13 protein-coding genes, 1 tRNA gene and 2 pseudogenes are annotated in these 13,509 nt (G+C 63.9%); 7 read left to right on the top strand and 9 right to left on the bottom strand.

Going from position 1 to position 13,509, the window contains the following annotated elements:
• Nucleotides 1-153: 153 nt before the first annotated feature.
• From KVP10_RS08955 to KVP10_RS21270, 3 genes and pseudogenes are all read right to left on the bottom strand, one after another.
• On the bottom strand, nucleotides 154-1,167 hold the full coding sequence (locus KVP10_RS08955) for a nucleotidyl transferase AbiEii/AbiGii toxin family protein (RefSeq protein ID WP_217964212.1): 1,014 nt from the start codon (nucleotides 1,165-1,167) through the stop codon (nucleotides 154-156).
• Nucleotides 1,160-1,771: a DUF6088 family protein gene (locus KVP10_RS08960; RefSeq protein WP_217964213.1), complete on the bottom strand. Its 612-nt coding sequence runs from the start codon at nucleotides 1,769-1,771 to the stop codon at nucleotides 1,160-1,162. Before KVP10_RS08960 ends, KVP10_RS08955 begins: the two co-directional genes overlap by 8 nt.
• A 356-nt stretch (nucleotides 1,772-2,127) precedes the next feature.
• Nucleotides 2,128-2,328 (bottom strand): annotated as a pseudogene (locus tag KVP10_RS21270) (integrase); the annotation flags it as partial.
• Nucleotides 2,329-2,425: 97 nt separating this feature from the next.
• Here KVP10_RS21270 and KVP10_RS21575 point away from each other — a divergent pair.
• A complete protein-coding gene (locus KVP10_RS21575) occupies nucleotides 2,426-2,785 on the top strand; it encodes a hypothetical protein (protein ID WP_425514651.1) in 360 nt (119 codons plus the stop codon).
• A gap of 68 nt (nucleotides 2,786-2,853) precedes the next feature.
• Here the strand turns inward: KVP10_RS21575 and KVP10_RS21580 are convergent.
• Nucleotides 2,854-3,018: pseudogene (locus KVP10_RS21580) on the bottom strand (Arm DNA-binding domain-containing protein); the annotation flags it as partial.
• A 201-nt stretch (nucleotides 3,019-3,219) separates the two neighbouring features.
• Nucleotides 3,220-3,295: transfer RNA gene (locus tag KVP10_RS08970), tRNA-Gly, on the bottom strand.
• 283 nt (nucleotides 3,296-3,578) lie between these two features.
• Here KVP10_RS08970 and murB point away from each other — a divergent pair.
• Nucleotides 3,579-4,646, top strand: coding sequence for a UDP-N-acetylmuramate dehydrogenase (murB, locus tag KVP10_RS08975; RefSeq protein WP_217964214.1), 1,068 nt, complete (start codon nucleotides 3,579-3,581; stop codon nucleotides 4,644-4,646).
• Nucleotides 4,647-4,826: 180 nt separating this feature from the next.
• Here murB and dapB read toward each other — a convergent pair whose 3' ends face one another.
• Together dapB and KVP10_RS08985 are read right to left on the bottom strand one after the other, a co-directional pair.
• Nucleotides 4,827-5,618, bottom strand: coding sequence for a 4-hydroxy-tetrahydrodipicolinate reductase (gene dapB / locus KVP10_RS08980; RefSeq protein ID WP_217964215.1), 792 nt, complete (start codon nucleotides 5,616-5,618; stop codon nucleotides 4,827-4,829).
• 79 nt (nucleotides 5,619-5,697) lie between these two features.
• Entirely contained in the window at nucleotides 5,698-6,165 is a 468-nt protein-coding gene (locus tag KVP10_RS08985) for an outer membrane protein assembly factor BamE (protein WP_217964529.1), read from the bottom strand.
• 206 nt (nucleotides 6,166-6,371) lie between these two features.
• On the opposite strand from KVP10_RS08985, the gene fur reads away from it, so the two are divergent.
• Entirely contained in the window at nucleotides 6,372-6,821 is a 450-nt protein-coding gene (gene fur / locus KVP10_RS08990; RefSeq protein ID WP_217964216.1) for a ferric iron uptake transcriptional regulator, read from the top strand.
• Between the two features lie 132 nt (nucleotides 6,822-6,953).
• Here fur and recN read toward each other — a convergent pair whose 3' ends face one another.
• Nucleotides 6,954-8,597, bottom strand: a complete 1,644-nt coding sequence (recN, locus tag KVP10_RS08995) for a DNA repair protein RecN (RefSeq protein WP_217964217.1) — start codon at nucleotides 8,595-8,597, stop codon at nucleotides 6,954-6,956.
• Between the two features lie 6 nt (nucleotides 8,598-8,603).
• The gene (locus KVP10_RS09000) at nucleotides 8,604-9,503 is read right to left on the bottom strand and encodes an NAD kinase (protein ID WP_217964218.1); all 900 of its coding nucleotides are present in this window, start codon (nucleotides 9,501-9,503) and stop codon (nucleotides 8,604-8,606) included.
• A gap of 149 nt (nucleotides 9,504-9,652) precedes the next feature.
• Between KVP10_RS09000 and hrcA the strand changes: the two genes are divergently transcribed.
• The 4 genes from hrcA to KVP10_RS09020 all read left to right on the top strand — a co-directional run bounded on the left by hrcA (nucleotide 9,653) and on the right by KVP10_RS09020 (nucleotide 13,389).
• Nucleotides 9,653-10,663 carry a heat-inducible transcriptional repressor HrcA gene (gene hrcA, locus KVP10_RS09005; protein ID WP_217964219.1) on the top strand — a complete coding sequence of 337 codons (1,011 nt, stop codon included), beginning with the start codon at nucleotides 9,653-9,655 and terminating at the stop codon, nucleotides 10,661-10,663.
• A 219-nt stretch (nucleotides 10,664-10,882) separates the two neighbouring features.
• On the top strand, nucleotides 10,883-11,944 hold the full coding sequence (hemH, locus tag KVP10_RS09010; RefSeq protein WP_217964220.1) for a ferrochelatase: 1,062 nt from the start codon (nucleotides 10,883-10,885) through the stop codon (nucleotides 11,942-11,944).
• A gap of 357 nt (nucleotides 11,945-12,301) precedes the next feature.
• Nucleotides 12,302-12,850: a nucleotide exchange factor GrpE gene (grpE, locus tag KVP10_RS09015; protein ID WP_217964530.1), complete on the top strand. Its 549-nt coding sequence runs from the start codon at nucleotides 12,302-12,304 to the stop codon at nucleotides 12,848-12,850.
• Nucleotides 12,851-13,002: 152 nt separating this feature from the next.
• Entirely contained in the window at nucleotides 13,003-13,389 is a 387-nt protein-coding gene (locus KVP10_RS09020) for a thioredoxin family protein (protein WP_217964531.1), read from the top strand.
• Nucleotides 13,390-13,509: the final 120 nt, after the last annotated feature.

Raw genomic sequence — 13,509 nt, forward strand, 5'->3', positions numbered from 1 at the left:
CTAAGTAGTTGTTTCCCAAATACTTTCTTCGCCCAGATGGCCAGCGAATATCTTGATTGTAGCCTTATTTTCCGCCCCCGGCGGCAAAACTTGTCCACCGACTTTCAGCGGCGTCCAGCGAGCTCCTACCTCTCTGCCGCAAGCCACGGTTCATCATTGACGATTGATTTCCCTCTCCAATGCGGACAGACGCTCGACAATGTGATCGAAAGTCATTGTCTCGCCGTAGAACATCTGGGCGTCCAGCATGGCCTGGTAGTCCTGTTGCAGCGCACGGAGCAGCGCGGCATCGGGAATCAGTCGCAGGCCACCCGCCTGGCACTGCTCGTAATGGCTGAACCCGCTGCGGTAGAAAGTCTCCTTGATGTGCAGCACATCGCGCAGTAGCGCGGTATCGGCTAGCGCCTTGCGCCCGACCTCGTGATCGGCCAGACGCGCCAGGTCGTACCAATGCCGGGACAGTCGCTCTGCGCCGACGCGCAGGTCAGGACGATGGCATTCGACATGGATCAGCGTGGCTTTTTCCCAGAATGTGCGCATCGGCGACAGCACAGCCACCTGGGCATTCGGGAACACCAGCCCTGGCACGCGTGCAGCCACATCCGGCACGATCGTCACGGAGTCCTGCGGCAGCGTGGCATTGCGTCCACCGAACTCGATCAGCACGCTCGGTCGCAGATAGGCGTCTGTGTTCTCTACCGCGCTGGGGTAGTACAGCCAGAGCTTCTCCGCATCGTCGCTGACCTCGAGAGCGACCTCATGCTCGGGGAGTGCTTGCGCCAGCGCCTCTCGGAGTGTCGGCACCAGTTCCTCGGTGACGTGCTCCACCAAAGCCTCTTTGAGCGCATCGGACAGTTTTTTGCGCTGGGTGTTGGAAAGGCCCACGAGATCAGGTACATCGGTCGCCAGACTCCGATAGTCGATGGTGACGTCGATGTCCTCGGAAAAACGTTCGATGGCTTGATAGACCTTGGACAACGATGTGCCGCCCTTGAAGGCCATCGGCCTGCGATTTGGTAGCGCGAACAGGGCGCCCAGCGCTTGGCACAGCCAGATGTCTTTTTCCAGAATTTCGGCGCGGCGGCCTAGCACCGGTGCCAGGCCATGCAACAGCTCGGCCTGTTCGGTCAGGGACAATTCGAAGTAGTGCTGCGTGGATTCAGGCATGGGCCAGTTCGCCTCGCTCGTAGCAGGTCAGGGCTTCCACCATCCAGGCCGGCATCGATGCCTTGGCTCTGCTCAGCGCCTCGAACTCGGCTGTAGGTAGTTTCTTCGCGATCTGCTTGAACGTGTGTGGCGTGACCTGGCTTCGCCCCAGGTACCACAGGGCCGACAGCGCCTGTCCTGCGGGCCGGCCCGCCAGCGCCAGCTTGCGCGGCGCCACGTGCTGCAGTCGGACGACCAGTTTGCCCAGCCTGATCTGATGGGAGGATCCTGTGGTCTGAAACACCACCTGTGCCGGCATCTGTGTGGACAAACCCAGGCGCCGCGCGGCTTCCGCCCCATGGATCTCGATCGTCGCCCCTTCCGCCTCGGCCACGGTCCGTGCCACCTGCACGGGCGCGGGCATCGATTTGATGCCGAACCGTCCGGTCTTGGGCACGAGATACAAGCCATGGCCGATGCGCTCGATAATGCCCACCTTGGTCAGTCGCATCAGAGTCTGATCGATGGCCGCGCGTGAACCCAGCCCCGCAAACAATGTGGGGGTGAAGGGCTCGCCTGCGGGTTGCGAGGCGATGCGTTCACGGATGGCTTGGGACGTGCTCATGGCTGGATTGATCTTGAATGTTAGATATTTTAATTGAAAATCTAACAATATGCTATTCACCTCACCTGAAAGGATACGAGGCACCTGTTTCCTGCCAAACCCTCCAGCAAAACTGACGCGGACATTGAATCCACCACGTCGAACCGCGTCCGGCGAAGCTGCTCTTCAGGGTTTCTCTGAGTTTGCAATAATTGCTACAGGCGGAACGCTGGAAGCGAAACGCAAGCACTCGCCAGTGGGTGAGCTTTCAAGAACATCAGGGAGGTCTCGTGGGTAGAAAGTCCAGAGAGGAGCGCGAGCGTCGACTTGCCAAGAGCGCCGAGAATCCTGATTTTCTACTTCGCCAGATGATCAGCTTGCACGACCATTTCGGCGAGCGCACACGGGTGAAGGACTCCTTCCTCGCCCAAGTGAGGGAGCTCACGCACGTTCGACGTCATCTGAAGCCTCGTTCGGATCGCCCAGATTTCCCGGAGCTTTAATGGTGGCTTCTGCCCTGTGAGCTTGCCCTTGTTCCACGGTACACGATGGCTAAGGACGACATTTTCGGATTCCATGACAATCCCCTTTCGAATGAAGGGAGATTGAGTGTGAACCCTTCCAGCGGGCGCTAACCGACCCAAAGCAGACATAGGTACACAGACGAAAACCCTGTTGACCTTCAGACAGTCAGTCCAGGAAGCACCTCATGAATGGCTTCGCGAAGCTGGCGGCAAGCTCTGTGACCGATTTTTCCTTCGAAAAGTCAATCTGCTTCAGCAAGCATTCCGTCTATACGTCGACGACAATAGCGTAGGACACCTTGGGCAGGACATCCTTGCCGAAGATCCGCTGCATTTGCGCCAAGGTTCCCTGTCTTCCGTCCTGCAGTTCGAGTCTGCGATGCGCCAGCCATTGTTGGTAGATCGCTTCGAAGCTGTTTTCCTGTGCCAGGCGCACGGTCTGTTGCTTGCGCTTGCGACCCAGCCTGGGATTGATGCCTTTGCTGAGCAGGGCGCGAGCCTGGTCGCGTAACTGCCGCGCTTCGCGCAGGTCACTTCAGGATAGGTGCCCAGTGACATGCGTTTCTGCGTGGCATGCCAGTAGTAGCGAAAGTGCCATGACTTGCGGCCCTGCGCCGAGATGGCCAAAGACAAGCCGTCTGAATCGCCAAGCGTGTAAGGGCGGCCGGTGGCTTTTGCCTGCCGTATCGCGAAATCCGTAAGTCCCATGCATCCATCCAGATCAAAAGGCCTGGATTGAAACATCTATGCGGACAGGCTGCTCGAAAGCCAGTCCATCAGCCCGCGAGTGCGGCTCAAAAAATGGACTCAAAAATGGCCTTAAATCGCGTGGCTGTAGGCGGACGCCAGTAGACGGCGCTGGGCGAAAAAAAGGCCGAAAAACAAAGTTTTCGGCCTTCTTTCAATCATCTATGGACGTTGGTGGATGTCCATGGACGAAAATCTTGGAGCGGGAAACGAGTCTCGAACTCGCGACCTCAACCTTGGCAAGGTTGCGCTCTACCAACTGAGCTATTCCCGCGTATCTGTCGATTGCAAAAAACTTGTCCTGCATCGAAAGAGCCTCGCAGTATATCTGGATTTTTCAGGGCTTGCAAATTGCTTTGCTTGCTGTTCGTATGCTGCAAGCCATACATGTAGAGCGATTGAGCAGTGCCTTTCGGCACCATCGTCGGATGTCTCCGAACCACAATCCACATTGCTACATGACCGGCCTGAACACACCTGGAAATCAAGTAATATTCAGCGAAGACCGAGATCATATCATAGAAGCCTCGGCCGCTGTCAAACCCGATTTTCCTTCGATGCCAGGCTCCGTTTTGCTGCATACCGCGACCCAGGATCTTTCCTCTTTCAATACTTTGGCACTGCGTTCGCAAGCGAGCGCTTTTGTGCGTCTGGGCGACGAAGCGCCGCAGCATTTGCAGGCCTTGTCAGACCTTGCGGACCGGCATGTGGGGCGGGTGTTTATCCTGGGCGGGGGCAGCAATGTGGTGCTGGCGCCGCGGCTGGGCAGCCTCGTGGTGAAGGTGGAGACGCGCGGCTTGCGGGTGTGGGCGCAGTCCGACTCCGAACTGGTGGTCGAGGCCAAGGCGGGGGAGGTCTGGCATGATTTCGTGGCACTGTGTGTGCAAAATGGCTGGAACGGGCTGGAAAACCTGGCGCTGATTCCGGGGACGGTGGGGGCCGCGCCGGTGCAAAACATCGGCGCCTACGGGGTGGAGCTCGAGCAGCGCTTTCACAGCCTGGTGGCCTGGGACTTGCACGAGCGTCGCTTGGTCGAGATGGATGGGGCCGCCTGCCGGTTTTCTTATCGCGACAGTTTTTTCAAGCACGAGGCGCCGGGCCGCTGGCTGATCCTGGCGGTACGGCTGCGCCTGCCGCGGCCCTGGGAGCCTGTGCTGCGTTATCCGGATCTGCTGGCGCATCCAGCGCTGGGGCGTGGGCAAAGCGCAGCCGGCGCCACGCTGTCCGCCGAGGTCACGGCGCGTCAGATCTTCGACGCCGTGTGCGAGATACGGCGCCGCAAGCTGCCGGATCCGGCGGTGCTGCCCAATGCGGGCAGTTTTTTCAAGAATCCGGTGGTCGATGCTGCGCAATGCGAGTCGCTGCGCGAGCGATATCCGGATCTGGTGGCGTATGCGCAGCCGGACGGCCGCTACAAGCTGGCTGCGGGTTGGCTGATCGACCGCGCAGGCTGGAAAGGGCGGCGCGTGGGGCCGGTGGGCGTGCACGAGCGGCAGGCGCTGGTGCTGGTGAATCATGGCGGGGCGACTGCCGCGGACATCGAGGCGCTGGCCGGCGCGATTCGTGTGGATGTGGCGGATCGCTACGGCGTGGAGCTGGAGCAGGAGCCGGTGCGGGTTGCGTGATCGCAGCCTGTACGGGGCCGGTCGGCCGCGATTTAGAGCAAGTTTGGTGCAAATGTTTAACGCCTTTTCGCAGCACCCGCCCCATGCGGTGCTTCGAAGACTGCAAACATCTGGACCGAAGAGGCACTGGCGCCAGGCGTGACGCCAAGGCCCGCACGGCGCCGGCAGGCCCGCGGTCAATCAGATCGCCAGCACGTCCTGCATGTCGAACAGGCCTTTTTCCTTGCGAGCCAGGTAGCGGGCGGCGCGCAGGCTGCCCTGGGCGTAGGTGGAGCGGCTGCTGGCCCGGTGGGTGATCTCGACGCGCTCGCCGGTGCCGCAGAAGTACACGGTGTGGTCGCCCACGATGTCGCCGCCGCGCGCCACGGAAAAACCGATATGGCCGTCCTGGCGCGCGCCGGTGTGGCCGTGGCGGGCCCAGTCGGCGATGTCTTCGAGGTCTTTGCCCCAGGCCGAGGCGACGGCCTCGCCCATGGCCAGCGCGGTGCCGGACGGGGCGTCGACCTTGTTGCGGTGATGGGCCTCGAAGACTTCGACGTCGTAGCCGCTTTCGAGCAGGCGCGCGGCCACGCCCAGCAGCTTGAGCACGGCGTTGACGCCCACGCTCATGTTGGGCGAGAACACGATGGCGATGTGGCGGCTGGCCTCTTGGATGGCTTGCTTGCCGGCCGTGTCGAAGCCGGTGGTGCCGATGACGCATTTGACGCCCAGGCGCACGCAGGCCTGCAGGTGGGCCAGGGTGCCTTCGGGGCGAGTGAAGTCGATGAGGCATTCGGCGCGCGACAAGGCTTGCAGGTCGTCGGTGATCTGCACGCCGGTGTCGCGGCCCAGGAAGGCGCCGGCGTCCTGCCCGAGATCGGGCGAGCCGGCGATGCCGAGCGCGGCGACGAGTTCCAGGTCGGCGGATTCGAGTACGGCCTCGATGAGCATTCTGCCCATGCGGCCGTTGGCTCCTGCTATGGCGATACGCATTTTTGTCTCCGGCCCTTGGGGGCCTGGGTGCGGGGTATGACGAATTACTTTACGGCGAATCAGCTAATCGGCCGGGCAGCTAGCGCAGCGGCTGGGGGCTGTTTTGGCCGGGCAGCGTGTTGGCCGCGGGGTTTACCGGCTGGATTTGCACATTCGGGTTCTGCGTGGGGATGCTGGGATTGTGTTGCTTGGCCTCGCGTGCCTTGTCAGCCGGCGTCATGCCGGTATCGGCCTTTTGGAAGGGCTGGCGGTCGGGCTGCGGGTCGCCGCCCCAGTGGTCCAGCAGGTCGCCGTCGAACCAGACGGTGAATTTGCGTTCCTGGAGCTTGCCGTAGCCTGGCTGGTTCAGGTAGGGATAATCCCAGCGGTTGCTGCGGAAGACGTCCTGCAGCGTGGGGGTGCCCAGGATGTACCGCACCTGGTCGCGGGTCATGCCTTTGCGCAACTGGGCGACCTGTTCGGAGGTGATCCAGTTGCCTTGCTGGACGTCGGCGCGGTAGGGGAATCCCCAGTTGGTGGTGCCGCAGGCCGACAGGGCGGCTGCCATTACACCCAGGGCAAGGGTGGCGCGCAGCTTGGGAAAATACGATTTTGCAGTCTTCAGCACGAAGCACCCCAGTGATTCGAATCGGATAAAACCGGTATCATAAAGGTTAAGAATAAACGCATCATAACGTCAGTCGGAGTTCGTTGCGTGGGCTGCTGCGTTCCATCGGACCCCTGTTTCAAAATTCGCCAGGGACTATTTTATCTATGAACGATCAAAGTGAACTGAAAAACATGGGATTGAAGGCGACGTTTCCCCGCCTGAAGATCCTCGATGTCTTTCGCAAGGCCGACCAGCGCCATCAAAGCGCCGAAGACGTCTATCGCGCACTGATCGCCGAAGATGTGGAAATCGGGCTGGCCACGGTGTATCGCGTGCTGACGCAGTTCGAACAGGCCGGCATCCTGATGCGCAGCCAGTTCGACGGCGGCAAGGCCGTGTTCGAGCTCAACGACGGCGATCACCACGACCACCTGATTTGCACCAACTGCGGCAAGGTGGTGGAATTTTCCGATAGCGACATCGAAAAGCGCCAGCAGAAAATCGCCAAGGAAAAGGGCTTCGCGCTGGAAAGCCACACCATGATGCTGTATGGCATCTGCTCGGACTGCTCGTCCGGCCGCCAGCCCGCCACGGGACATCATCACGTAAAGTAGGGCGACCCGCGGAGGGCGGCCCGCGCAGGGCGGCCCGCTTGGGGTAGCCTGGGTAGGGCGATCTGCATAGAGCGGCCTGCGTAAGGCGCCTCGCGCAGGGCGGCGCCTGCGCCATGCCGCGAGCGCCCCGCGCTACTGCGCCAGCATTTCGCGGGCGTGGCGCCGCGTGGTTTCGGTGATGGTCAGGCCGCCCAGCATGCGGGCGACTTCGTGCACGCGTTCTTCCGCGTCCAGCGCGCAGATGCTCGACAATGTGGCGCCGTCGCGGCTGGACTTGCTGACCTCGTAGTGGTGCGTGCCGCGTGCGGCGACTTGCGGCAGGTGTGTCACGCACAGCACCTGGTGGCGCTGGCCGAGTTCTTGCAGCAGGCGCCCGACCACTTCGGCCACGGCGCCGCCTATGCCGCTGTCGACTTCGTCGAAGATCAGCGTGGGCACGCGCGCCGCCTGGCTGGCGATGACGGACAGGGCCAGCGACAGCCGCGCCAGCTCGCCGCCGGAGGCCACCTTGGACAGCGGGCGCGGCGTGGTGCCTTCGTGGCCCGCGACCAGGAATTCGACGTTTTCCGTGCCGTGGGCCGTGGGCTCGCATTCCTGGAAGGCGACATCGAAGCGCCCGCCCTGCATGGCCAGCGTCTGCATGGCCTGGGTAACGGCGCGCGCCAGCACCTTGCCGGTCTTGCGCCTTGCGGCGCCCAGTTTCTTGGCCAGTTCGTGGTATTGCGTGCTGGTTTCCTGCTGGCGCGCCTGCAGCGCGTCGAGGTCGGCGGCGGCCTCGCTGGCGGCAAGCCGCTCGTGCAGGCTGTCGCGCAGGGCCGGCAGTTCCTCGGGTTCGACCTTGAATTTGCGGGCAGCTTCGAAAATGGCCGACATGCGCTGTTCGGCCTGGGCCAGCCGCTCGGGATCGAGTTCTACGCGGTCGCGATAGGCGTTCAGGTCGGACACGGCTTCGCCGGCGGCGATACGGGCCGATTCGATGGCGTCGTAGACCCCTTGCAAATGGGCGTCGTGGCGCAGCAATTGCTTGATCTGATGGGCGGCGGCGTCCAGGCGCCGCAGGGCCGAGTCGTCCTCGCCGTCCAGCGCGGCCAGGGCCTGGCCGGCGCCGTCCAGCAGGGCCTGGGCGTGGGCCAGCCGGTTGTGGTCGCCGCTGACGGTTTCCCATTCGCCGGGGCGCAGTTCCAGGCGGTCGAGCTCGCCGGCCTGCCAGGCCAGGCGTTCCCGTTCTTGTTGCAGAACTTCGGCGTTGCGCTGCGCGGCTTCCAGGGCCTTGCGGGCTTCTTGCCACTGTTGCCAGGCCTGCAGCACCTGGCGCGCCAGCGCCTGGTGGCCGCCTTGGGCGTCGAGCATTTCGCGCTGGCTGGCGGCTCGCAGCAGGCTTTGATGCGCGTGCTGGCCATGGATGTCGACCAGTTGCTCGCCCAGTTCGCGCAGTTGGCCCAGCGCCACCGGCAGGCCGTTGATGAAAGCCTTGCTGCGGGCCTGCGCGTCGATGGTGCGGCGCAGCACCAGGGCCTCGTCGCCGTCCAGCTCGCGTTCTTCCAGCCAGGGGCTCAGGGCATCGGGCACGTCGAAGACGGCGCTGATGTCTACGCGCTGCCCGCCTTCGCGCAACATGCCGGCGTCGCCGCGCGCGCCCAGCGCCAGCGACAGCGCATCCACCAGGATCGACTTGCCGGCGCCGGTCTCACCCGAAAATACGGTGAAACCCGGCTCGAACTGGATCTCGGCGCGATCGACGATGACGAAATCCCGGATGTGCAGGGTACGCAGCATAGGCGTTCATTCCACGTCGTCGGAGGGCTGCGGCATGCGATTCCAGTGCAGTTTGCGCCGCAGGGTGGAAAAGAAGCTGTATCCGGTGGGATGCAGGAAGGTGGCAGTATGCTGCGCGCGGCGTACGTCGATGCGGTCGCCGGGCTGGCAGTCGGACCAGGTCTGCATGTCGAAGTGCACGCTGGCCCCCGATTCGACGCGCCCCAGCGCGGTGATGGTAATGCCCAGGGTGCCGCTGTCGGGAATGACGATGGGGCGGTTCGACAGGGTCTGCGGGGCCACCGGCACCAGCAGCAGGGCGTCGAGCTTGGGATGCAGGATGGGGCCGCTGGCCGACAGGGAATAGGCCGTGGAGCCGGTGGGCGTGGCCACGATCAGGCCGTCCGAGCGCTGGCTGTACATGAAGCTGCCGTCCAGTTCGACGCGCAGTTCTATCATGCCGCCGCGGCCGGCGCGGTTGATGACCACGTCGTTCAGGGCCATGCCCGAGTACATGGTCTGGCCGGAGCGCACCACCCGGCCTTCCAGCATGATGCGTTCCTCGGCCACGAAATTGCCCTGGATCACGCTGAGCAGCGCATCACGGGCGCTGTGCAAGGGAACGTCGGTGATGAAGCCCAGCCGCCCGTGGTTGATGCCTATCATCGGCACCCCGGTGTGCGCCAGGCGGCGCCCCGCGCCCAGCATGGTGCCGTCGCCGCCCATGATGACCGCCAGGTCGGCGCGGCGGCCGATTTCCTCGTAGTCGCCGATCGGGTATTGCGTCAGCCCGGTGTTGCGGGCCGTGTCGGCTTCGAGCATTACGGTACAGCCCGCTTCCTGTAAAGTGTCGGCCAAATTGCGCAATGGCGCATCCAGGCCGGTATCCTGGTGTCGGCCGATGATCGCGACGGTTTTGAAATGCATGGACGCGGGCCTCTGCTCGGGAATGATCGGGTGTATGGGGTAGGAATAGCGGGTAATGATAAATTGATTATAGAGGGCGGGGGCGCCGCGCTAGTGCGGCGGGAGGACGTTTCGAGCCCGTTTTTTTCCAGATTACATAAAATACAGAAATGGATGATAGAGCCAACGCATTGCTGAAAGCGCTGATCGAACGCTATATCGCCGATGGGCAGCCCGTCGGCTCGCGCACGCTTTCCAAGATGTTCGATCTGTCGCCGGCCACCATACGCAATGTCATGGCCGACCTCGAAGAGCTGGGGCTGATCCACAGCCCGCATACTTCGGCCGGCCGGGTGCCGACGCCGCGCGGCTACCGCATGTTCGTCGACCGGCTGCTGGCGGTGCAGCGCTTCGAGGTGCTGGAACCCTCGCGCATCCGCGAGATGCTGCCGGCGTCCGAACCCAGCCGGGCGGTCAATGCCGCCGCGGCGCTGCTGTCGAACCTGTCGCAGTTCGCCGGCGTGGTGCTGGCGCCCAAGCGGGCGCAGGTGTTCCGCCAGATCGAATTCATCCGCCTGTCCGACCGGCGCGTGTTGCTGATCATCGTCACGCCCGACGGCGACGTGCAGAACCGCATCCTGTTCATGCCGCGCGACTACCAGGAACAGGAATTGCTCGAGGCCAGCAATTTCTTTAATGCGCATTTCGGCGGCCTGTCCTTCGACCAGGTGCGCCGCACGCTGGCCAACGAGCTGACCACCTTGCAGGCCGACATCTCGCGCCTGATGCAGGCCGCCGTCGAGGCCGGCACCGCGCAGGAAGACAGCGACGACACAGTGGTGATTTCCGGCGAGCGCAAGCTGCTGGACATCAGCGACATCGCTTCCGACATGGACCGCCTGCGCGGCATGTTCTCGCTGTTCGAGAAGAAGACCGAGCTGCTGCAACTGCTCGACGCCTCCAGTCGCGCCCAGGGGGTGCAGATATACATAGGCGGGGATTCGCAACTGGTGCCCCTGGAGGATGTCTCGGTCATCACCGCGCCCTATGGGGTGGACGGCAAGGTGGTCGGTACGCTGGGCGTCATCGGCCCCTCGCGCATGGCCTACGAACGCGTCATCCCCATCGTCGACATTACCGCCCGCCTGCTGTCCAATGCGCTCAGCCATCACCAGTCCTGAGCCGGGCTGAGGCGCCGGGCGCCTGAACGCGAGGCGTAGTCCGGGACATGGACGCCGGCCGTTTCGGGGCCGCCTTCTTGCGGCGATCTGCGTTTCCCGATCCTTTCGCATGGAAATCGCCGCGGTATATTGGCGCCTGAATACCCATAAAATGACGTACGCCGCGGCATTGTTCCGGCGATTGCTCCTGCCCAGCCCCGAACCCAGAGTACTTTTCTCTTGTCCAAGCCTTTTGCCTCGCGCTTCCGGCCCGAACCGGCCGACCCCCATGCCTTCGACACCCGGCCGCCGGCGCGCGAGCCGGGGCCGCCAGGCGTGCTGCTGGTCAACCTGGGCACCCCCGACGAGCCCACGGCGGGGGCGATACGCCGCTATCTGGCCGAATTCCTGTCCGACCCGCGTGTCATCGAAATCCCGCAATGGCTCTGGCAGATCGTGCTGCGCGGCTTCATCCTGCCGCGCCGGCCCGCCGCGCTGGCGCCGCGCTACCGTGAAATCTGGATGCCGGAAGGCTCGCCGCTGCTGGTCTGGAGCCTGGCCCAGGCGCGCGGCCTGCAGCAGTGCTTCGACGCCGAGGGCCTGCCTGTGCGTGTCCAGGCCGCCATGCGTTACGGCAAGCCCGCGGTTGCTGCGGCCATCGACAGCTTGCGCGAACAGGGCTGCGAGCGCATCCTGACGGTGCCCATGTATCCCCAGTACGCGGCCAGTACGACGGCCACCGCTGTCGATGCCGTGGCCGCCGCCGCCGGCGCCTTGCGCAACCAGCCCGAATTGCGCTTCATCAAGCGTTTCTACACGGACGAGGCCTATATCGGCGCCCTGGCGGCGCGCGTGCGGGCTCATTGGGACGCGCACGGCAAGCCGGAAAAACTGCTGCTCAGCTTCCACGGCCTGCCGCGCCGGGTGGTGGAGCAGGGCGATCCGTACTATCGTGACTGCATGGAAACCGCCGATCTGCTGCGCCGGGCCCTGGGCGAAGACGGCGCCTTGGTCGAAGTATCGTTCCAGAGCCGCTTCGGCGCCGAGAAATGGCTCGAGCCCTATACCGAGCCCACGCTGAAATCCTGGGCCTCCGCGGGCGTGCGGCGGGTGGATGTCATGTGCCCGGGGTTCCTGGCCGACTGCCTGGAGACCCTGGAAGAGATTCAAGGCCAGTGCCGCAAGGCTTTCCTGGCCGCCGGCGGCCGGGAGTTCCGCTACATTCCCTGCCTGAACGACGATCCGGCCTGGATCGATGCATTGGCCGGACTGGTGCGGCGCCATCTGGGCGGCTGGATCTAGCTGGATCGAGCAGGAGGCCTGGCTGCTATGGTGGTCGGCCAGGGCCGGACGGTTCCGGGCAGCCAGGCGGGCTTGTCGGCCGCGCCCGCCGTCCCCACTTAAATTGGGCGAGGCCGGGAGGCCGCCTCTGGCCTCGAGGCGCCTTGGCAGCGCCCTGGCCTGTCTCCGCAGAAAAACTTTTGTAACCAGCCTCTTGAAATCGGCCGTCTTAGCCTTATATCTTTAAGATTACGTCAATTTTGTTGTGGAGTACGCCTCATGTCCTCACCGAATGATCCCCGCGATCCCAAGCATGACCAGCGATCGTACGGCGCGAACCAGCCCCATGCTTCCGAACAGTTCGACACTGCCGAACACATGGAAGTAAACCCGGCCGGCGAGTTGCGGGACGAGGCCGACCAGGATCTCGATGCCGCCGCGGGCGCATCCGAAGACCTCGCCTCCCTGTTGAAAAAGGCCCAGGAACAAGTCGTCCAGTATCACGACCAGTTGCTGCGAGCCAAGGCCGAAGTCGAGAATATCCGCCGCCGTGCCCAGGACGATGTGGCCAAGGCCCGCAAGTTCGGCACGGAATCGTTCGCCGAGAGCCTGGTGCCCGTCAAGGACAGCCTGGAGGCCGCCCTGGCGCAGTCCGACCAGAGCCCCGAGGCTTGGCGCTCCGGCGTCGAGGCCACGCTGCGCCAGCTCGGCTCCGCCTTCGAGCGCAACCTGCTCAAGGAAGTGGCGCCGGCCAGCGGCGACAAGTTCGACCCGCATGTGCACCAGGCCATCTCGTCCATACCCGCCCCGCAGCCCGAAGGCACCGTGGTGCAGACCCTGCAAAAGGGCTACACCATCGCCGACCGCGTCCTGCGCCCCGCGCTGGTCACCGTCTCGGCCGGTCCGGCCCAGGGACAGGGGGTCTGAGCGTGTCCGCGCGGCCGCCCGGAGGACACGCTCCCTCCCATGGGGAGGATGTCGCGCAGCGACAGGAGGGCCGTCAACCGGCCGTGTCCGCGCGGCCGTCGCCGTCTGAAGCCGAGGGATTCGATCCCGGCGCGGTCTTCGACGTGTTCGGCATGCGGCCGGTCGACAGCGCCAGCTTCGACGCCCTGGTCGCCGATGCGCCGGGCGACGAGTTGCGCTGCGTGTTCATGTGGGGCAACGACTGCTACAACTGCAATGTTTTCAAGAATACCGCCCTGATGCTGCAGGATCGCATCCAGGCGCTGGGCCTGGCCTGGTATCAGGCCAATGTCTATCAGGACGAGGCCCTGGGGCGGCGTTTTGGCCTGCACGGTGTGCCGGCCTTTGTGTTCTACCGCGGCGGCAAGCGCCTGGGCCGCATTTCCGGCTGGCCGGGCCTGCCGCAGTTCAGCGCGGCCGTGCAGCGTTTGCGGGATCCGGCGGCGGCGCCACCCGTGGCGTCGACCGCGGCGCAGGCCGAACGCGCGCCACCCGGCTAGCGGGCTGGGCGCCGGCCCTTGGGGGCGGGGCGGCCTCGAACATAGCCTCGGGCAGTCTTGAATTTTGTTCCACAGTCCCCACCTGCATAGCAATCGAGATTCATTTCCAATCATCCAAAC

The organism is Candidimonas humi (genome assembly GCF_019166065.1).
In the GTDB taxonomy this organism is placed as follows: Bacteria; Pseudomonadota; Gammaproteobacteria; order Burkholderiales; family Burkholderiaceae_B; genus Candidimonas; species Candidimonas humi.